This window comes from Mesorhizobium sp. WSM4806 (genome assembly GCF_055811635.1).
In genome coordinates this window covers 489,666-508,242 of sequence record NZ_JBVVQZ010000001.1, presented here as the reverse complement: position 1 = coordinate 508,242, position 18,577 = coordinate 489,666, and the positions used below count along the sequence as shown (strand labels likewise).

Here is an 18,577-nt window from a genome sequence, read left to right as displayed (position 1 = left end):
CTTGACAAAAGACAGAGATAGATGACTATTGTTCAATGACGCAACGCTCCTCCGCCTCGATTAGAGGGTTGCCCCAGAATGAGGACGCCATGACGAATCCGGCAGCCGGATACTGGACGACGTTAATCGACGACATTCTGGACGGGCGCTGGACCAACCCGGAGACCGGGAAAAAGGCGGTGGTCCCGTATGACCGGATTGTCATTGAAGAAAGCCTCGAAGGGCGGGCGGCCGATCTCGTTTCGGAGCTCGATCTGGGCGAACGGTTCACGGTCGTGGCGGATGGCGCCACCTATGATGCGCTTGGCGAGCGCGTTGCGCGCGAACTGAAGACGCTCGGCCCTGTCGATGTGGTGATCCTGGATCACCCACATGCCGACATGGCCAATGTCGAAAGCCTGGCCGTCAAACTCGCCGATGCAGACGCTGTGGTCGCGGTCGGTTCTGGGACGATCAACGATCTCTGCAAGTTCGTCACCGGAAGGAATGGACGGCGCTATTGCGTGTTCGGGACGGCCGGTTCGATGAACGGCTACACATCGACGACTGCGTCCATCACACTTGAAAGCGGCCTGAAGGTATCGCTGCCTTCCCACGCCCCATCAGGCTTTTTCGTCGATCTTGGCGTCTCCGCTGCCGCCCCGACCTATCTGTCGGCAGCGGGGTTCGGTGACTGCCTTTGCCGCTCGGTCGCCCAGATCGACTGGTGGATGTCGCACCGCCTGCTTGGCACGGCCTACCATCAGGTCCCGTTTCTCATCCAGGAAAAGGATGAGGCGGCGCTCAACCAGCGTGCGGCAAAGCTTGCCGAACACGACATCGAGGCCAATGGCTACCTCTATCGCGTGCTGACGCTCTGCGGTCTCGGAATTTCCTTCACCGGCGTCTCCAATCACGGTTCCATGGGCGAGCATCAGATATCGCACTACATCGACTGTTTCGCCGGCGAGCGTCACCCCGGCACGCTGCACGGCACCCAGGTCGGCGTCGCTTCGCTCACCATGGCGCGATTGCAGCAGGCAATGCTTGCAAGCGACAAGCCGCCGTTGGTGAAGGCGACGAAGATCGATCCTGACGACATGATCCGTCGCATGGGCCCGGCTGTCGCCGCACAATGTCTCGACGAACTGAAGAAGAAGGCCTTCGACGAGACTTCCGCCGCGGCATTCAACGAGCGGTTGCAGGAGCTCTGGCCGACACTCAGGCAGGAGCTCAAGCAATTCATGGTGCCTGTCGACGAGATGCAGCGCCTGCTGAAATCGACCGGCGGGCCGATTTCAGCGGGCGAATTGGGCACGCCGGCCGATTTCTATCGCGAAGCCGTCGTTCATTGCCGGGAGATGCGCAATCGCTTCTCGTTCCTCGACATTGCTGCGGATGCAGGAATGCTGGAGGATTTTGCGCGTGGGGAAGCCTGACCGGATGCGCGACCTCGCCGAATTCGGACCCGAAACTGCATCGCGCATTCGCGGCGTCTTCTGCGATATCGACGACACCTTGACCACTGAGGGTCGTCTTCCGGCCGACGCCTACCGTGCGCTCGAACGCCTGCACGAGGCGGGCCTTGTCGTTGCTCCCATTACCGGGAGACCGGCAGGCTGGTGCGACATGATTGCCCGGTTCTGGCCGGTCACCGGCGTGGTCGGCGAAAATGGCGCTTTTTATTTCGCTTATGATCAGGCAACGCGAAAGATGATCCGGGTTTTCGCGGCAAGCGCTGACGAACGCCGGGAAAACAGGCGCAGGCTCACCGAACTGGAAAAGCGCATTGTCCAGGAGGTGCCGGGTTCGGCAGTATCCGCCGACCAGCAATATCGCGAAGCCGACCTGGCCATCGACTTTTGCGAGGATGTTCCGGCGCTGCCGCTGTCCGATGCCAGGCGCATCAAGCAGATTTTCGAGGAGGCTGGCGCTGTCGCCAAGATTTCGTCGATCCATGTGAACGGCTGGTTTGGCCGATACGACAAGCTGGCGATGACGCGCCGCTTTGCAAGCGAGAGGCTGGGAACGGATCTCGATGCTGAAAGGCAGGCCTATGCTTTCGTTGGAGACAGCCCGAACGACGCCCCGATGTTCGGGTTCTTTCCGAACGCGTTCGGGGTCGCGAATGTGGAGGATTTCCAGGGACAGATCGACGCCGAACCCGCTTTCGTCGCCAGGTCGCGGGGTGGCCGCGGCTTCGTCGAGATTGCCGATATGATCCTGGCGAACCGGAGGTCGGGATTGGGCTGATCGGCGGGCGCGAAAAATGCGGACTGCAATAGACGCAAAAAAGGATGTTCTGCAGGCGATGGAACCGAACCAGGGACGGCTTAGGCAAGCGGGCGCGATGCGCCAGGCAACATCGCACGGCAGCTTCGGCTGCCGCCGCAACCCCGGCCGGTCACAGCGAACTGCCCGTCCCCTGGTCGGTGATGAGGCCGGTGAAGAATCCCTTTTCCAAGAGCTTGGTCATGATGCCGACCTTGTTCTTTCCGCCGGAAACGAGGATGCGCTTGGGAATGTTCAGCGTGTCGCGAGGATAGACCCCGACAATGCGCTCGTTGACGGGATGGTCGATGAGTTCGGCGTCCCGGTCGAAGAAATAGCCGAGAAAGTTCCCGATCGGCTTCAGTCTCAGGATATCGTCGAATTCCTCGTCGGTCATGTAACCGACGCTCCGCAGCGTCGAACTGGTTGTGCCGCCGACGCTCATCAGCGCAAGGTCGGCGTTCAGCGCCTTCTGGATAACCTCGCGCGCGCTCGGTTGCTGCAGGATCGTCTCACGGCTTTCACGGCTGTCGCAGATGATGGGTCCGGGGAGATAGTAGGATTCGGCCTGGGTGCGCTGGGCAAAGACGGCGGCCGCGTCGTATTTGTCGATCGACGACCGGCGCGACAGCGAGCCGAGAAGCGGTACGACGGTAACGTTTCTGAGCGCCACCGGCTCGATGTTGGAAGCGAGCCATCGCATGGTTCGGCCCCACGCCATGGCGACCGTCATGTCATCCCTGAGCAGCGTCTCGACGGTCTGCGCGGCATAGATGCCGATCACTTCGGAGAGCCCGAGTTCCGACCCGGTGTCATCAGGTGTGACGCTGCATATGTCGAGCCGGTACTTCCGCCTGAGCTGTTCTTCCATTTCGAGCGCCTGGGACGTCCCGGCATTGATGCGGATCGAGACGATGCCGCGCTCCTTCGCCTCCGCCAGCAGCCTGTGGATCTTGGTGCGGTTGATCTGCAGCCGCTCGGCGATGGCCTGCTGCGTTTCGCCCAGCACGAAATACTGATGGGCAACCCGTGCCAGCAGACCGATCGACGTCATGAGGGTCCTCCGATGCTTGTGGCGCACCCATCCGAATGCCGCTGTAGCCGGCCAACAAGTGCTTGCCACAGACAGGGCGACGATATAGCATTTGAACAAATGCACAAGATATGAACATTTGTGCATCGCAAAACGAAGCGGTTCGGGAGGAACGCGTGCGGGTTGCCCAAGCCAGACGTTTCGTCATTTCGGATCACCCGCTGCCCTGGCTGCTGCCGCTGGTGGCGATCCTGCTTGTCTTCACCGTCTATCCTCTCATCTACAACATCTGGCTGAGCTTCCATGAGTTCGTCCCGCGCCGGCGGGCGCTCGAATTCGTCGGAACGGAAAACTGGGTGCAGCTGTGGAACGACACGCGGTTCTGGCAGTCGCTCGTCATCACCTTCACCTATTTCGCCATCGCGCTGATCTTCGAGCTGGTGCTCGGCATGGCGATCGCGCTGCTCCTCGACAGCGACGGCTTCGGTTTCGGATTCCTGCGCGGCGTGCTGACGATGACGCTCGTCATCCCGCCAGCCATTGTCGGCATGATGTATCTGCTGATGGAGGATCCGCAGTTCGGCGTGATCAGCTATCTCCTGCAGTCGATCGGACTGCTCAATTCGAACAACCCCATCCTCGCCACCGCGTCGACCGCGCTTGCCGGCGTTCTCGTCGCGGAAATCTGGCAGTGGACGCCGTTCATGGTGCTCATCTTCCTCGCCGGTCTCAGGGCGCTGCCGCCGGAGCCTTACGAGGCCGCGATGATCGACGGCGCCTCGTCGTTCCAGATCTTCCGGCGCATCACCCTGCCGATGATGTCGAAGGTGATCGCCATCGCCGTGCTGGTCCGCGGCATCGATCTGTTCCGGGTTTTCGACTACGTCTTCGTCATGACCTCCGGCGGGCCGGGAGCGTCGACCTACTCGCTGTCCCTCTATGCATGGCAGCAGACGTTCAGCTTCGTAAAATGGGGCTATGGAGCCACGCTCAGCCTCGTCACCCTGGTGATCATCCTCGTCATTGCCAACCTCTTCATCCGTATCGCCAAGGTGAGGTGGTAGAATGAACGGCTCCTTCTCGACCCGCATGCTTCGCACCATCGCCGCCTGGGTTGTGGTCGCGATCTTCTTCTTTCCGATCTACTACTGGACGTCGGTGGCGTTCAAACACGGCAACGACATCTTCAACCGGCCGCCGAAACTGTTCGCCTTCACGCCGACCTTCGACAATTTCCAGAAGGTGTTCGGGATTTCGCTGGGCAGCGGCGGCATCACCGTGACGCCGGGCGGCGGCAATTTCTACATGGCGCCCCGCGTCTGGGATTCGATTGTCATCGCGACGCTGTCGACCGTGCTCGCTGTCGCCATCGCCACGCTTGCCGCCTATGCCCTGTCGCGCATGAACTTCCGCGGCCGGCACAGTTTCGTCGGCTGGGTGTTGTCGACGCGCATGATGCCGCCCGTCGCGGTCGCGGTGCCGATGTTCTTCATCTACAAGAATTTCGGTCTCATCGACACCTATACCGGCATGGTGCTGATCCACGCGCTGATGAACCTGCCGCTCGCCGTCCTCCTGATGAAGAGCTTCTTCGACGACATTCCTTCCGAGATCGACGAGAGCGCGATCGTCGATGGCGCCAGCCGCTTCATGATTTTTCGCAGGATCGTGCTGCCGATGGCCAAGGGCGGCATCGCCGCCACGGCGGTGCTCTGCTTCATCTTCAGCTGGACCGAATTCCTGTTTGCGCTGACCCTGACCACCACCTCGCTCAAGACCGTGCCTGTCGTCTCGTCGACCTTCGTCACGTCGATCGGCACCGCCTGGGGCAACATGGCCGCGCTTGGCGCCGCCTCCATCATTCCCGCATTCATCTTCATTCTGTTGGTTCAGAAGCACCTCGTGCGCGGTCTCACGATGGGATCGTTGAAACACTAGATGGGAGGCTCGAATTCGCAGCCTTGAGAAATCGCGAATTAAACCGGAGGAGTAGACAATGAAAGACAGCATCAGAAAGACGCATCTTGCCTCTGTCACCGACCGCTTCGTTCGCGGACAGATGGACCGCCGTTCGTTTCTTCGCGCAGCAAGCATTCTCGGCCTCGGCGCCGGCGCGCTCGGCATGGGCCTGGGACGGCGCCCGTTCTACGGCATCAACCAGGCATCGGCTCAGGAACAGGAACTGAAGCCCAGCGCCGAAATCACCAAATGGCTCTCGGATGTCGGCAAGCCCTTTGCCGGAACGACGCTCCGTCTCGCCACCGAATCGACGCCGCCGTCGAATGCCATCGCCACGCAGCTCAAGCAGTATTTCGAGGAGGCTACCGGCATCAAGGTCGAGATCGAAGTGCTGCCGCTCGAGCAGGTGCTGCAGAAGCTGACGCTCGACGTGGCCTCGAGTCTCGGCACTTACGACCTCTACTATATCGACCAGAGCTGGGCGGCGAGCTTCAGCCAGGACGTCTTCGATCCGCGCGAGCAGCTCAAAAACGCCGACCTGGCGATGCCGAACTACAACATCGACGACTTCCTGAAGCCGCTCGTCGACGGTATCGCCATGTACGAGGACCGCATGGTCGGCGTGCCCTACGACATCCCGATCTTCATCATGCAGTACCGCAAGGACGTCTGGGACGAGCTCAAGCTGCCGCCTCCGGCGACGCTGGACGATTTGCTGAAGGCGTCTGCGGCGATCACCGACGCCAAGGGCCCGAACATGTACGGCACCAGCGGCCAGATGAAATCGGGCCATTACAGCCTCGAATGCGACTGGACGGCTTGGCTTTGGGGCCATGGCGGTTCGATTTTCGGCCCCGACGGCAAGTTCACCGGCAATGACGACGCCGGCTTGGCCGCCATGGCCTACTGGGACAAGCTCAAGGCGACGATGCCGCCCGGCGTCGACGGCTGGACATGGGATGGTGAGGGCCAGTCGGTCGGCCAGGGCGTCGCCGCCTCGATGCTGTCCTGGGGCGAGTTCTTCCCGTTCTTCGACGATCCCAAGGCCTCCAAGGTCTCGGGCCTGATGGAAGCGATGGTTCCGCCGAAACCTGCCGCGACGCTGCGCACCGTCGAGCAGACCGGGTTCGGCGAAATTCCGGGCGTTGGTCACCAGGGCGGCTCTTCGCTCGCGGTATCGAAATACTCGAAGAGCCCGGACGCCGCCTGGATTTTCATGCAGTGGGCGACCTCAGCCGACACCCAGGCGCTGATAACCGTTCTGGGCGGCGGTACCGGGCCAACGCGCACCAGCGTCTATGACGATCCGCGCGTGCTGGCCAATGCGCGTGTAGGCGCCGGCACGACCCGCCACTTGCCGGTCGTGCGCGACACCATCGCCAACTACATGGGATCCGAGCCCGACCTGCCGGCGTGGGCAGAACTCTCGAGCGATACGATCCCGGTTGCGCTGGGCAAATACTTCGCCGGCCAGTCGGGCTCGGCCAAGGAGTCGCTCGACGCCCTGAAAACCCAGGTCGACGATCTCGTCGCCAAGGGCTGAGTCTTCCCCCGGGCTGGCTGCCCTAGGGCCGCCAGCCCGGCGTATCGACAATTTTCGATTGAGGAAAAGCCATGGCTGGAAAACAGCTCGTAGCAGTGACAGGAGCCAGTTCTGGTATCGGCGAGGCGGTCGCCAAGGCGTTTTCGCGCGCCGGCCACCCTGTTTTGATGATGGCCCGCCGTCTGGAGCGCATGGAGGCGCTGAACCTGCCCGACAGCATGGCTCGGCAGGTCGATGTCCGCGACCGCGCCGCGATCGCAGCTGCCGTGAAGGAGGCGGAAGCCGAATACGGACCGGTCGACATGCTGTTTGCCAATGCCGGCATAGCGCGTCTCGCCGACATAGGCCGCCAGCCGCCCGAGGAATGGGACGAGATGATCGACATCAACACCAAAGGCGTGCTGAATTCGGTCCACGCCGTGATGTCGGGCATGATGGAGCGCCGTCATGGAACGCTGTTCATGATGAGTTCGATCGCCGGCCGAAAAATCTATCCGGATCATACGGTTTACTGCGGGACGAAATTCTTCGTTCACGCCGTGTCGGAATCGCTGCGCGACTATCTTTCCGACTACGACGTCCGCGTCGTCGTGCTTTCGCCCGGGGTGATCGAAACCGAGGTTCTGAGCGGCGTCCTCGATCCGCAGACACTCGCCAACTACAAGGCCAACAAGCTCAAGATAGGCGGCGGCATCGGCCCGGAGCACGTCGCTGACCTCATGCTGCACACCTACCAGCTGCCACAAAACGCTCTCGTGCAGGAAATCGTCATCACGCCGACCAGGCAGAAATACTGACGACCCGTATCCGGGCGTCTGGAGAGAGAGAATGGCCACCGTAGAATATAAGAACATCGCCAAGAATTTCGGCCATGTCGAGGTGATGAAGGACATCTCCTTCGGCATTGCCGACCGCGAATTCGTCGTGCTTCTTGGTCCGTCGGGCTGCGGCAAGACCACGCTCCTTCGCATGACAGCCGGGCTCGAGCGCGTGACCAACGGTGACCTTTTGATCGGCGACAGGCGGGTCAATGACGTTCACCCGCGCGATCGCGACATCGCGATGGTGTTCCAGAACTACGCGCTCTATCCGACAATGAAGGTGTTCGACAATATCGGCTTCAGCCTCGAAGTGGCGAAAGTGCCAAAGGCGGAGATCAGGAAGAAGGTCGAATGGGCGGCGGAAATCCTGAACCTTACGCCCTACCTCGGGCGCTATCCCAAGGAACTGTCGGGTGGCCAGCGCCAGCGCGTCGCCATGGGCCGCGCCATGGTGCGCAATGCCGCCGTCTTCCTTTTCGACGAGCCGCTCTCCAATCTCGACGCCAAGCTGCGCACGCATATGCGCGTGGAAATCCGTCAACTCCACAACCGTCTCGGCACAACCACGATCTACGTCACCCATGACCAGATCGAGGCGATGACGATGGCCGACAAGATCGTGCTGATGCATGCCGGCAGGATCATGCAGATCGGCACGCCCGACGAGGTCTACGAGCGCCCGAACTCGAAATATGTCGCTGATTTCATCGGCTCGCCGTCGATGAACTTCATCGCCGGCGCTGTCGAGACCGCAGGCGGCAGTCCTCGCTTCGTCGCCGAAGGCGTGTCGATCGGCCTGTCACCGCAGATCAAGGCAAAACCAGGCCAAAAAGTCATCATGGGCGTGCGGCCACACGATCTCGGCATTTCGGATACGGGTGAGATCAAGGGCGAGGTCGTGCTGTCCGAAACGACCGGCGCCGATGTCCAGATTCATTTGCGCGTGGCCGGATACGACGCCGTCGCCGTGGTGCCGCGTGACGAGCGCCGCAACGCCGGCGCCGCGATCAACCTTTCGGTGCTGCCGGGCAAGGTGCACCTCTTCGATGCAGCCACGGAACTGCGTGTCGCCTGAGATTAGCGACGACGGCGTCGATGCGACCTCGGCAACGACTACGTGTTCGCTGAGGGTCAGGCGGTCGGCGAGACGGCGCTCAACGACATGATCACCAAGAACCGCTCGCGCGGCGGTCTGCTGGCCCTGCAGGGCATCGCCACCCAGCATCGGCATGCGCGCCTCGTTCCGCACATGGGCGAAGGAGCACAAGTTCGATAACGATGCCGCCGAGCTTTGCCTTGCGCACGTCGTCGGCACCAAGACCCAGCAGTCCTATGACCGCGCCGAAATGCTTGGGGAGCGCATCAAGATCATGCGGGCTGGGGGCAATTACTGCACGGGGCGTTTCGAACGTCGTGCCTCTGCAAGTGGCGGCATGATGAGCACCCCCAAGCGCGAAACGGTCGAGATGCTCGACGTCTACTCGGACGACAACTGGGCGACTGGTCCATCTAGGACCAGGTCGCAAAGAGGTCTGCCCAACAGCGGACGTTGTGTCGGCGGCCAAGTGAGGTATCGTCCAAATCCAACGTCCCGCAACACTGGAAATTCGATACTTAGATCAATGCTTTCATTACCTCGCGTTTGCCGGTTTCTCATCTTTGTCGCGCTGACAATCGTGACCCAGATCGGTGGCCTTGCCTATCTTCTGGCTTTGCTCGCAACCCACACTTTGGGCACGCGGCGCCTCGCAGCAAAATTTGGGATGTTCATCCTTTTCTACGCCGCTACAGCATTTGCAGCGAGTTTTGTTGCACCGATATTCGGGCGGGTTCCTCTATCCTGCTTTCCAAACGAGAAGGTCCGTCTTGTCGTGAAGTCGCCGATCTATTGCTTGCTCAACCGCAACTACGTGGCGCCGCCGATGCATGATCTCGTCACGGCGCTTGCGGAAGATGGGGACCGCGAATTCCCTGGCACTGCCACAGTCGCACTGGATGGAAACTTCCCCTTTTGGGACGGTTTTCCGCTGCTTCCGCATCTTTCCCATGCCGATGGCAAGAAACTCGACCTCGCATTCTACTATAAGACCCCGCAAGGCAACTTCCTGAATGGCGTAGCAAGGTCCCCGATCGGGTATTTTGCCTTCGAGGAACCGGCGGCGGGCGACGAACAGCCCTGTGAAGGAAGGAACGACTTCATCACTGCGCGATGGGATCTCGAGTGGCTGCAGCCATTCTTTCCCGGCTATCAAATCGAAAAGCGGCGCACGGCCTTTTCCCTCCATTGGCTTTCCACGAAAGGCGTCGAAAGGTTCGGGCTGGATAAGATCTTCCTGGAACCGCATATTAAGAATGCGCTGGGCACCACCGTTAGCCATATCCGGTTTCAGGGATGCCGCGCCGCCCGCCACGACGACCATATTCATATACAGATCAGGTAGTGATGATGGCGGGCAGATGGCAGCGGCAGAGCGCGCGCTATTGGGCTGAGCTGAGCTGGTCTGGGGGAGCAACCAAATGTCGAAAAGAGAGCCAACTGAGTTGAGCCCGCAAAAAAGAATTGAACTCCAATTCCAAGAGGACTTCCGCATCGATCCACAGCGGGCATACGAGAAACACGGACTCACTCCAACTCTAAAACGTGGCGTCGCTATTGGTTTTGTTCTGTGGTTCGGGCTTCTCATTTGGACAGCCCTCTATCACTGAGCGCGACATGGCCGCATGCGCCTTTCCCTCGTCAAGGATGTCGACGAGCTTCGTTGCTGTTGTGTTGCAGTTGCGTGTTTTGGCGGTGGCGCGGATGCAATGCTAGTCGGCTACAATCCACCCTTCACCTGCGGCGGCAATATCCCAAGGGTAGATCAAATCGAACGCGGTTAGCGCTCTCGCCAAGCTGGCATCAGGTGCGAAAAAATCAACGTAGGACCAACCGGTTCCAGGATCACCGCGTCGCCAGACTCTCAGAGTGCCACCCTTCCAACGGCCCGCGTACTCATGTCCACCCACAGTCACAAAATTGATCAAGCCATCGTTCCCAGGATGCCCACCGCTCCCAGAACTTCCGAGTTGGAATGCTGAGTGCTGACCATCAGCAGTAAAACAACCATGATTAGTCTTAAAATCGAACAGCCGGGTGCTATCCGCCGCACCCTTCAAGTCAGCGTTCGCCTGCGGTGGATGCCAGAGAGTTACATGCAAACCCTCACTGACCAGGGATTTGACAAGGGGAACGAAATCGGAATCGCCTGCAAACAGTGTTGCTTTCGATATGTTGCCCCGAAAAGCGTGGGTCATCATATCAACCGCTAGTCGAACATCGACGCCCTTTTGTCGCCTATCAGCCCCCACAATTTGCCCGAGGGCAACGTGGACCCGATCGAGCGCCTGAATTTTCGCAAACCGATCATGGTCCGGCTGTACGCGGGCTTCATATGCGGCCTGGTTTTCTTCATGCTCCTTGCCTGGAACGGCATCGTAATAGAATATTTTAGAGTACCACCCAGTTGCCAACGCTGGGACGTGGGGTTGGTAGGCGCTCGCATCGCCAAATAAATCCAGACAAATCTTCCTGACGCTTGCTCGCAGGCAACCACCGTCAATGAAAAGGTATTCTCGATCCCCCCTTGATATCATCGCCGCCTTTATTCCCCTGTGAGTTGCCTATTGTTCTGCCGGAAAGTGGCTCGTGCTCCGACTGGGCATGATGAAACACCTGCCCCAGCTATGGAGCGAAGTTGCCGGTGATGATTGCGAGGAAGAAAGCAACACGTCGGAACACCTCCCAAGCTACCATCAGGCCGAGGCCGATCACCACAGCCCACGCAACCAGCTTACCCCAATTCTTTCCGGCAGTTTGGGCAGCAGACGGCTTTCTTTCCCCTTCGGTCATAATCTCGCCCTTCGTTAAGGTTGCCAACGAATGCCTTTGTCCCGCCTGGCTGACTGACTGCGGCCGCTATCGAATCATAGATGGGAACACCCAGATTGGTTTCGCGCGGTGCTGACCTCTGCGACGTAAGAGTGATTGTTGGCAGCCAGATGATAAGTCATCCCGCACTCCCGAGAGATAGGCAGAGCGCGGTGCCTCAGCCCCTTAGGCTGAGATAATCAGCCAAAGCCACTGCGTTGTTGTGCAACTCGTCCTGGGCGCCGTAGAGCAGCGTCACCCGGCCGTTGTCGAGCAGGGCGCGCAACTGGCCGACCGCCTCGCTGTTCCTGTCGAGCTCGCCGCGATAGCGCTGCTGGAATTCCATCCAGCGCGTCGGCTCGTGGCCGAACCATTTGCGCAATTCATCGCTTGGCGCGATGGTCTTCAGCCATAGCGTCAGCGCGGCGTCTTCCTTGCGGACGCCGCGCGGCCATAGGCGGTCTATGAGCACCCGCTGCCCATCGCCAGGCGAGGCCGGCTCGTAGATGCGTTTGACCCTGATATCGAGTTTCATTGCCAACTCCGGGGTTGGCCGCCATGTCGTCTTGCTGGCCATGTCGTCTTGCTGGCCATGACGGCTTGCTGGCGGCTGCTTACGCCCACTCGCCCTTACGCCCACTCGCCCCCTAAGCCCATTCGCCCTTGCGCATCACCGGCACGCGGCCGCCGTCCTTGCCGACGCCGTCGATGTCGACCTTGTCCGAACCGATCATCCAGTCGATATGGATGAAGCTCTTGTTGCCGCCGCGCGCCGCGATCTCGTCCTGAGTGAGCGTGGCGCCGTCGACAAAGCACTTCGAATAGCACTGCCCGAGCGCGATATGGCAGGCGGCATTCTCGTCGAACAGCGTGTTGAAGAACAGCAGGCCGCTCGCCGCGATCGGCGAGGAATGCGGCACCAGGGCGACCTCGCCGAGCCGGCGTGCGCCTTCATCGGTGTCGAGCACTTTTTTCAGCACATCCTCGCCGCGGCTGGCCTTGGCCTCGACGATGCGACCCTGCTCGAAACGCACCGCAATGCCGTCGATCAGCGTGCCTTGGTACGACAGCGGCTTGGTGCTCGTAACATGGCCTTCGACGCGCCTTGCATGCGGCGTGGTGAAAACCTCCTCGGTCGGGATGTTCGGGTTGCAGGTGATGCCGTTCCTGGCAGTCGAGGCGCCGCCCATCCATTCATGGCCGTCGGCCAGGCCGACGGTCAGGTCGGTGCCGGGTCCGGTGAAATGCAGCGCATGGAAATTATGGCCGTTCAGCCATTCGGTGCGGCTGCGAAGCGCCGCATTGTGCGCCTTCCAGTTGCCGATCGGGTCGTCGACATCGACCCGTGAGGCGGCAAAGATCGCGTCGGCGAGCCTCGCCACCGCGACGTCGTCGCTGTCGCCCGGAAACACCTGCCTGGCCCAGGCCAGGTCGGGGTAGGCGACGATGTTCCAGTTGATGTCGAAGCCGGTGATCTTTTCCAGTGCCGGCTGGTAGGCGATCGAGTTCGCCTTGTTGGCGCGCGCCACTTTCGCCGGATCCTGCGCCGACAGCAGCGACGGATCCTCGCCGCGCACGGCCAGCCGCGCCGCATTGTTGGCGAGGGCCTTGGCCATGCCCTCGTAAAGCCAGCCGGCGGCGTGGTCGAAACCGGCATCGGCGCCGTAGCGGAAGCGTGCCAGCGTCATCTCGTCGTCGTTGAAGATCGGCGTCACCAGGCCGGCGCCGGCCTTGTAGGCGTGCTCGACGATCCGCCGCGTCAAAGGCAGCGCTGCGATCGACGATGTGAGCACCAGGTCCTGCCCCGGTTGCAATTGCAGCCCGACCTTGATGGCGACTTCTGCCAGCCTGTCGAGCTTCACCGGGTCGATCGTTGCGGAAACGCCGCGCGAATGTGTGGTCATGATCCTGCCTGTCGCGATGTGGGAGCCTGGTTCTTACATAGACCGGTGCCATCGGTCTTTCCACCGTGATCGACCGGGCCTGCTCAGGCCGCGCCGGCGAGCGCGCCGAACTGCGCCATCGTCGCCTCGATCTCCTCGCGGATCCAGATCTTGAAATCGCGCACCTTGCGGCTCTCGCTCTTGCTGGCCGAGGTCACCAGCCAGTAGCCCAGCCCGCTCTCGGCGCGGACGCCGAACGGCGCGACCAGCCGGCCGTCGGCGAGAGCATCAGCCGTCAGCAATTGCCAGCCGAGCATGACGCCGTGGCCGGCGATCGCCGATTCCAGGCACAGCATCGGGTCGGTGAAGCGCGCGCCCTTGAGGAAGCTGACCGGCTTCACCCCGGCCGCCTCGAACCAGCTTTCCCAGCTGATCATCGCTTTTTCGTCGGTGATCGCGCAGGTCAGGGCGAGATCATCGATCGATTTCAGTTTGTCGGCGATCACCGGGGCGCAGACCGGGAAGACTTCCTGCGCCAGCAGCAGTTGCGCGCGCACGCCCGGCCATTTGCCGTCGCCAAGCCGGATGGCGATGTCGATGTCCGAGCGATCGAGATCGGCAATCCGCACCGAGGCGTCGATGCGCAAAAGCACATTCGGATGCCGGGCGAAGTGACATGACAGTCGAGGCAGCAGCCACTTCGAGGCAAAGGCCGGCGCAACCGAAACCACCAGCGTGCATTCGGAGGCCTCGTCGGCGAGCGCCACGGCTTGGGCGAGCTCGCGGAAACCTGCCCCGAGCCGGGCGGTGAAGACGGTGCCGAATTCGGTCGGCACCAGACCGCTTGCCGTTCGTTCGAACAGCGCCTGGCCAAGTTGCGCTTCCGTCCGCTTGACCTGCTGGCTGACGGCGCTGGCGGACACGTTGAGTTCGCTCGCCGCAGCCGAAAGCGATCCCAGGCGGGCGACGGTTTCCACGGCGCGCAGGCCGTTGAGGTGGACGCGGTTGAGCATGGCCATACAGTTTTTCTAAACCAGCACGGTTGAAATCTCAATTGAAATGCGGGGAGGAACGGCAAATTTTAAGGAACAAGCAGACCTGTGGAGGAAGAATACGATGAAGATTTTGTCACTGCTCGGGGTCTTTTCCGCTGCCGGCGCGCGGCAAAGCGGGCCGCAAGAAAGCGAAGCCACCCGATGGGCCACCGATCCGCTGTCGCATCCTGTGCTGGACACCATGTCGGAGCGCGAACTCGGCGACGTGCCGTTCCGGCTGACGGCCCGGCGCACTGCCTACGAGACCGGCACCGGGCAGGCCGGCTGCGGCTGAAGATGCGAGCGAAGCGAGTCGCGGAGACCCAGGGATGACGAAGCCATGGTGGTCTGCGGCCAATCGCAAACGTCGGATATTGGTCGGCTGGAAGCTGCTCGTCCGCCGCTGCAACCCGTTCTGGCCCAACAACAAGCGGATTGTTTCACCGGCTCGTGCACCTATTGTGCACCGCAATGAAAGCCGCTTCGCCGTCCCCTTTGCGCCTCGCCTTCGCCGGCATGATTGCCCTGGCCGTCGCCATGGGCATCGGCCGCTTCGTCTACACGCCGATCCTGCCCGGCATGATGGAGGAACTTGGCCTGACGCCGGCCGATGCCGGCTGGATCGCGTCCGCCAACTATCTCGGCTATCTCGTTGGCGCGCTCGCAGCCGTCGGCGGCTGGGCGCACGGTCGCGAGCGCCTGCTGATGCTGGCCGGTCTTGCCGCCACCGCGGTCCTCACCGGGCTGATGGGCCTGGCCGACACGATGGCGGCCTTTCTCGTCATCCGCTTTCTTGCCGGTGTGGCCAGCGCCTTCGTCCTGGTGTTCATGTCCAGCATCGTTTTCGGCCATCTCGCCGCGGTCGGCCGAAACGACCTGCAGGCGCTGCATTTCGGCGGCGTCGGCCTTGGCATAGCGGCGTCCTCGGCGCTGATGGCAATACTCGTCACCGAACAGGCCGGCTGGCCGGCGGGCTGGTTCTGGTCCGCCGCGATCTCGGCCTGCGCCATTGCCGCCGTGATGCTGCTGCTCGGCAGCACTGCGACCGCCAACGGCGCCAATGGTCGCGAACCGGCGCTGCCAAAGGACCGCGCGCTGGTGAAGATCATCGTCGCCTACGGGCTGTTCGGCTTCGGCTATATCGTGACGGCGACGTTCCTGGTCGCCATCGTCCGGCAGGGCGGCGGCGGCCGCGTCTTCGAGGCCGTGGTGTGGATGGTCACCGGCCTTGCCGGGATTCCATCGGTCTGGCTTTGGCAGAAGATCGCGGCAAAGATCGGGCTCTACCGGGCTTATGCCTGGGGGTGCCTCGTCGAGGTGGTTGGGGTCAGCGCGAGCGTCACTATGGGCGGACACGTTGGGCCGCTGCTTGGCGGGTTTCTGCTTGGCGGCACCTTCATCGCCATCACCGCGCTCGGCTTGCAGAGCGGAAGGCAGCTTGCCCCGCAGGCGCCACGCCGGATCCTGGCGTTGATGACGGCGTCCTTCGGCCTCGGTCAGATCATCGGTCCGATCGTCGCCGGCCTGCTTGCGCAAGCCTCGGGCGACTTCTTCCTCGCATCGATCGTGGCCGCCGCCGTGCTGCTTGTCTCCGGCGCGGTCATCTGGTCGGCTGCGCCAAAATCGCCATGATTGTGGTCTTGCTCGGTGCCGGGCATCACGCACCGGCCATTTTCATTCCGATCGATGTGTGACCTTATGCCCGCTGAACAGCAACGCCGCTGATTTGCGCATCGACCGAGGATTTCCTAACAGTGTTCGTATCCTTCTTCCCGCAGCCGAAGTTGTTTTTCACTTCGGCCGTCGCCTGGAGCCTTCTGCTCGTCCTCCTGTGGTTTTTCGGCGGCGAGCACCTTGGCACGATGCTCGGCATGCCGCCGGTCGACCCGCAGGCAGCACCAGTCATCAGCCCGATAAGATTCCTGACGCCGGCATTCCTCTGGTTTTACGGATATTTCTTCGCCGGTATGGGCGCATTCTACCTTTTCTGGGCGCTGTATTCCCCGCATCGCTGGCAGAACTGGTCGATCCTTGGCTCTGGTTTGATTATTTTCGTCACCAATTTCATCGTGCAGATCAGCGTGGCGCTCAATGACTGGCGCGGCATGTTTTACGATATGGTGCAGAAGGCGCTGACCACGCCGGGCTCCGTTTCCCCTGCCGAGCTTTACTACGGAGTATGGCAGTTTCTGTCCTTGGCCTTGGTCTATATGAGCATCGCCGTTCTGAACGTCTTTTTCGTCAGGCACTATGTGTTTCGCTGGCGCACCGCGATGAACGATTATTTTACCGCTTACTGGCCGAGGCTGCGCCATATCGAAGGGGCGTCGCAGCGCGTTCAGGACGACACGATGCGCTTCTCCGGCACAATGCAGGGGCTCGGAGTGAACTTTATCGACTCCATCATGACCCTGATTGCATTCCTGCCCTTGCTGGCCTCCCTTTCTCTCCATGTCTCAACGCTCCCAATCGTCGGAGCAATCCCTTATCCGCTGGTCATTGCGGCGATCGCCTGGTCGCTGTTTGGCACCGGCTTGTTGGCAGTCGTCGGCGTCAGGCTGCCCGGGTTGGAATTTCGCAATCAGCGGGTTGAAGCCGCGCTGCGCAAGGAACTTGTCCTCGGCGAGGACGACACGGCACGAGCGCAGCCACCAACTCTGGCCGAGCTTTTCAGAAATGTTCGCAAGAACTATTTCACTCTCTATGCACACTATGTCTATTTCGACATGGTCCGCTATCTATACCTTCAAGTCGACAACGTATTCGCCACGCTTATTCTTGTTCCGACCTTGGCAATCGGCAAGATAACATTTGGCGTTTTCCAGCAAATTGTCACCGCCTTTTCACAAGTCGCCACTTCGTTCCAATATCTCGTGAATTCCTGGCCGACCATCGTCGAGCTGATATCCATCTACAAGCGCCTGCGCGCCTTCGAGGCGACACTTGAAGGGGCGCCGCTGCCGGAAATCGACCAGGCGTATCTGGAGCGAGAGCGAGCCGGCTTGCGCCCTGAGGATCAGCCGGTAAGTTGAGAGTGACGGGGCGGCGAGCGCTTTCGGCTCAGCCGCCCACCGACCCCTGCTTTTCCCCGGCGCGTTGGCGCGAAACATAGTCGCGATAGCTGATGCACTCGACATCGGGCCTGGTGCAGACCTCGCCGGCAAAGCGCTCGAGCGCCTTCCAGTAGGCGCCGTCATTCATCAGTGTGAAATGGAAGCCGAGTTCCAGCGGAATGCGTTTGCCCTGATATTGCGCGTCGAAGGCGGCGCGAAAGGCGTCATGGGTCCGGTTGGCGAATTCGTCCGCCTGGCTCGGCCGCTCGAAGCCGCCGGAATGCCTGACATAGAGATTGTAGTCCATCGCGATCACCGGCCTTGTGTCAGGACCTTCCGGAATCTTCGGCAGTGAGAAGCGCGTGATGCCGTCGCTGGTTGGTGGCCGGGCAGGGCCGCGCGACACACCGCTCGCGTCGAACCAATAGCCCGCCCTTGGCAGCGCCTCGTAGAGCGCCTTGTTTGCCGACAGATAGGGTGCGCGAAAGCCAACCGCCTTACGTGCAATTTCGCGCCAGCCTGCGGGTTCGGAGGTAATAGCGTTGATCGAATAGGCATTTTCGAGAATGCGCTTGAACGAACCGAACTCGCTCAGCCAGTCGGCCTTGTTCCAGTCCTTGCCGTCGAAATGGCCGCAAGCGTGGCTGCCGATGTCATGGCCTTCCGAGGCGGCAAGGTTTATCTGCTCGAGCCGGTCAGCGATTTCCTGTTTCGAGGCGGCGAAGCCGATATTGGATTTGCCTGGTGTCTTGCCGGGCGCCGTGTATTGCTTGCGCGTCTCCGGCGAGAGCAGGAAGACGCAGGACACGAAGTAGGTGAAATGGGCGCCGGTGCGCTGGGCCAGCGCCCGGCTGCGCTTCCATTGCGAAATATCGCGGGCGCTGTCGAACGAGATGAGGACGGCCTGCTTCGGCTTTACCGGCGCTGGCGGGTCGGCGACAGCAGCGCCCCCCGCAGCAAGCGACGCGATCGAAAACGCAACAGCGCGGGACAAACGAGGCATCAGTGTCTGGATCTGGATTTTGAGGAGGGTTCGCGCACCGGCTATCGGCGAAATGTGGCGTGCGTGCGGTCGCCCTTTTCAGCCATCCTTT

The 18,577-nt window shown here is 61.2% G+C and carries 19 protein-coding genes; 12 read left to right on the top strand and 7 right to left on the bottom strand.

Annotation, left to right across the window (positions count from 1 at the left end; all coding sequences use genetic code 11):
* Positions 1 to 89: 89 nt before the first annotated feature.
* Positions 90 to 1,418 carry a sn-glycerol-1-phosphate dehydrogenase gene (locus AC0L2M_RS02325; protein WP_128171995.1) on the top strand — a complete coding sequence of 443 codons (1,329 nt, stop codon included), beginning with the start codon at positions 90 to 92 and terminating at the stop codon, positions 1,416 to 1,418.
* Positions 1,419 to 1,422: 4 nt separating this feature from the next.
* The gene (locus tag AC0L2M_RS02320; RefSeq protein ID WP_473533952.1) at positions 1,423 to 2,232 is read left to right on the top strand and encodes an HAD-IIB family hydrolase; all 810 of its coding nucleotides are present in this window, start codon (positions 1,423 to 1,425) and stop codon (positions 2,230 to 2,232) included.
* Positions 2,233 to 2,383: 151 nt separating this feature from the next.
* Here AC0L2M_RS02320 and AC0L2M_RS02315 read toward each other — a convergent pair whose 3' ends face one another.
* Positions 2,384 to 3,304, bottom strand: a complete 921-nt coding sequence (locus AC0L2M_RS02315; protein WP_023799422.1) for a sugar-binding transcriptional regulator — start codon at positions 3,302 to 3,304, stop codon at positions 2,384 to 2,386.
* A gap of 155 nt (positions 3,305 to 3,459) precedes the next feature.
* On the opposite strand from AC0L2M_RS02315, the gene AC0L2M_RS02310 reads away from it, so the two are divergent.
* The 7 genes from AC0L2M_RS02310 (at position 3,460) to AC0L2M_RS02280 (ending at position 10,047) form a co-directional block, all read left to right on the top strand.
* The gene (locus AC0L2M_RS02310; protein WP_031255008.1) at positions 3,460 to 4,347 is read left to right on the top strand and encodes a carbohydrate ABC transporter permease; all 888 of its coding nucleotides are present in this window, start codon (positions 3,460 to 3,462) and stop codon (positions 4,345 to 4,347) included.
* 1 nt (position 4,348) lies between these two features.
* Positions 4,349 to 5,221, top strand: a complete 873-nt coding sequence (locus AC0L2M_RS02305) for a carbohydrate ABC transporter permease (protein ID WP_473533919.1) — start codon at positions 4,349 to 4,351, stop codon at positions 5,219 to 5,221.
* A gap of 58 nt (positions 5,222 to 5,279) precedes the next feature.
* Positions 5,280 to 6,785, top strand: a complete 1,506-nt coding sequence (locus tag AC0L2M_RS02300; RefSeq protein WP_473533918.1) for an ABC transporter substrate-binding protein — start codon at positions 5,280 to 5,282, stop codon at positions 6,783 to 6,785.
* 71 nt (positions 6,786 to 6,856) lie between these two features.
* Positions 6,857 to 7,582, top strand: a complete 726-nt coding sequence (locus AC0L2M_RS02295) for an SDR family oxidoreductase (protein WP_091596091.1) — start codon at positions 6,857 to 6,859, stop codon at positions 7,580 to 7,582.
* Positions 7,583 to 7,613: 31 nt separating this feature from the next.
* Positions 7,614 to 8,681 carry an ABC transporter ATP-binding protein gene (locus AC0L2M_RS02290; RefSeq protein ID WP_128171998.1) on the top strand — a complete coding sequence of 356 codons (1,068 nt, stop codon included), beginning with the start codon at positions 7,614 to 7,616 and terminating at the stop codon, positions 8,679 to 8,681.
* 42 nt (positions 8,682 to 8,723) lie between these two features.
* Positions 8,724 to 8,882 (top strand): hypothetical protein, encoded by a 159-nt coding sequence (locus AC0L2M_RS02285; RefSeq protein ID WP_473533917.1) that lies wholly within the window; start codon positions 8,724 to 8,726, stop codon positions 8,880 to 8,882.
* Positions 8,883 to 9,228: 346 nt separating this feature from the next.
* Positions 9,229 to 10,047 (top strand): hypothetical protein, encoded by an 819-nt coding sequence (locus AC0L2M_RS02280; protein WP_473533951.1) that lies wholly within the window; start codon positions 9,229 to 9,231, stop codon positions 10,045 to 10,047.
* A 367-nt stretch (positions 10,048 to 10,414) separates the two neighbouring features.
* Here AC0L2M_RS02280 and AC0L2M_RS02275 read toward each other — a convergent pair whose 3' ends face one another.
* The 5 genes from AC0L2M_RS02275 to AC0L2M_RS02255 form a co-directional block, all read right to left on the bottom strand.
* On the bottom strand, positions 10,415 to 11,239 hold the full coding sequence (locus AC0L2M_RS02275) for an NYN domain-containing protein (RefSeq protein WP_473533916.1): 825 nt from the start codon (positions 11,237 to 11,239) through the stop codon (positions 10,415 to 10,417).
* Between the two features lie 88 nt (positions 11,240 to 11,327).
* Positions 11,328 to 11,495, bottom strand: a complete 168-nt coding sequence (locus tag AC0L2M_RS02270; RefSeq protein ID WP_473533915.1) for a hypothetical protein — start codon at positions 11,493 to 11,495, stop codon at positions 11,328 to 11,330.
* A gap of 196 nt (positions 11,496 to 11,691) precedes the next feature.
* On the bottom strand, positions 11,692 to 12,048 hold the full coding sequence (locus AC0L2M_RS02265; protein WP_236369867.1) for a DUF488 domain-containing protein: 357 nt from the start codon (positions 12,046 to 12,048) through the stop codon (positions 11,692 to 11,694).
* A 112-nt stretch (positions 12,049 to 12,160) separates the two neighbouring features.
* Positions 12,161 to 13,417: an aminopeptidase gene (locus AC0L2M_RS02260; protein ID WP_473533914.1), complete on the bottom strand. Its 1,257-nt coding sequence runs from the start codon at positions 13,415 to 13,417 to the stop codon at positions 12,161 to 12,163.
* Between the two features lie 83 nt (positions 13,418 to 13,500).
* Positions 13,501 to 14,415, bottom strand: a complete 915-nt coding sequence (locus tag AC0L2M_RS02255; protein ID WP_128167721.1) for a LysR substrate-binding domain-containing protein — start codon at positions 14,413 to 14,415, stop codon at positions 13,501 to 13,503.
* A gap of 97 nt (positions 14,416 to 14,512) precedes the next feature.
* Between AC0L2M_RS02255 and AC0L2M_RS02250 the strand changes: the two genes are divergently transcribed.
* The 3 genes from AC0L2M_RS02250 to sbmA all read left to right on the top strand — a co-directional run bounded on the left by AC0L2M_RS02250 (position 14,513) and on the right by sbmA (position 17,462).
* Positions 14,513 to 14,725 carry a hypothetical protein gene (locus tag AC0L2M_RS02250; protein WP_128167720.1) on the top strand — a complete coding sequence of 71 codons (213 nt, stop codon included), beginning with the start codon at positions 14,513 to 14,515 and terminating at the stop codon, positions 14,723 to 14,725.
* Positions 14,726 to 14,901: 176 nt separating this feature from the next.
* Positions 14,902 to 16,062: a YbfB/YjiJ family MFS transporter gene (locus tag AC0L2M_RS02245; RefSeq protein WP_473533913.1), complete on the top strand. Its 1,161-nt coding sequence runs from the start codon at positions 14,902 to 14,904 to the stop codon at positions 16,060 to 16,062.
* 122 nt (positions 16,063 to 16,184) lie between these two features.
* Positions 16,185 to 17,462, top strand: coding sequence for a peptide antibiotic transporter SbmA (sbmA, locus tag AC0L2M_RS02240; protein ID WP_473533912.1), 1,278 nt, complete (start codon positions 16,185 to 16,187; stop codon positions 17,460 to 17,462).
* 28 nt (positions 17,463 to 17,490) lie between these two features.
* Here the strand turns inward: sbmA and AC0L2M_RS02235 are convergent, their stop codons facing one another.
* Positions 17,491 to 18,486 carry a polysaccharide deacetylase family protein gene (locus AC0L2M_RS02235; RefSeq protein ID WP_473533911.1) on the bottom strand — a complete coding sequence of 332 codons (996 nt, stop codon included), beginning with the start codon at positions 18,484 to 18,486 and terminating at the stop codon, positions 17,491 to 17,493.
* Positions 18,487 to 18,577 lie beyond the last annotated feature (91 nt).

Bases quoted from the DNA above. Each gene is read 5' to 3' on its own strand.
- AC0L2M_RS02295 (WP_091596091.1), top strand. From the start codon at position 6,857: ATGGCTGGAAAACAGCTCGTAGCAGTGACAGGAGCCAGTTCTGGTATC.
- AC0L2M_RS02260 (WP_473533914.1), bottom strand. From the start codon at position 13,417: ATGACCACACATTCGCGCGGCGTTTCCGCAACGATCGACCCGGTGAAG.
- AC0L2M_RS02290 (WP_128171998.1), top strand. From the start codon at position 7,614: ATGGCCACCGTAGAATATAAGAACATCGCCAAGAATTTCGGCCATGTC.
- AC0L2M_RS02235 (WP_473533911.1), bottom strand. From the start codon at position 18,486: ATGCCTCGTTTGTCCCGCGCTGTTGCGTTTTCGATCGCGTCGCTTGCT.
- AC0L2M_RS02300 (WP_473533918.1), top strand. From the start codon at position 5,280: ATGAAAGACAGCATCAGAAAGACGCATCTTGCCTCTGTCACCGACCGC.
- AC0L2M_RS02280 (WP_473533951.1), top strand. From the start codon at position 9,229: ATGCTTTCATTACCTCGCGTTTGCCGGTTTCTCATCTTTGTCGCGCTG.
- AC0L2M_RS02325 (WP_128171995.1), top strand. From the start codon at position 90: ATGACGAATCCGGCAGCCGGATACTGGACGACGTTAATCGACGACATT.
- AC0L2M_RS02270 (WP_473533915.1), bottom strand. From the start codon at position 11,495: ATGACCGAAGGGGAAAGAAAGCCGTCTGCTGCCCAAACTGCCGGAAAG.
- AC0L2M_RS02245 (WP_473533913.1), top strand. From the start codon at position 14,902: ATGAAAGCCGCTTCGCCGTCCCCTTTGCGCCTCGCCTTCGCCGGCATG.
- AC0L2M_RS02275 (WP_473533916.1), bottom strand. From the start codon at position 11,239: ATGATATCAAGGGGGGATCGAGAATACCTTTTCATTGACGGTGGTTGC.
- AC0L2M_RS02265 (WP_236369867.1), bottom strand. From the start codon at position 12,048: ATGAAACTCGATATCAGGGTCAAACGCATCTACGAGCCGGCCTCGCCT.
- AC0L2M_RS02250 (WP_128167720.1), top strand. From the start codon at position 14,513: ATGAAGATTTTGTCACTGCTCGGGGTCTTTTCCGCTGCCGGCGCGCGG.
- AC0L2M_RS02305 (WP_473533919.1), top strand. From the start codon at position 4,349: ATGAACGGCTCCTTCTCGACCCGCATGCTTCGCACCATCGCCGCCTGG.
- AC0L2M_RS02315 (WP_023799422.1), bottom strand. From the start codon at position 3,304: ATGACGTCGATCGGTCTGCTGGCACGGGTTGCCCATCAGTATTTCGTG.
- AC0L2M_RS02320 (WP_473533952.1), top strand. From the start codon at position 1,423: ATGCGCGACCTCGCCGAATTCGGACCCGAAACTGCATCGCGCATTCGC.
- AC0L2M_RS02255 (WP_128167721.1), bottom strand. From the start codon at position 14,415: ATGGCCATGCTCAACCGCGTCCACCTCAACGGCCTGCGCGCCGTGGAA.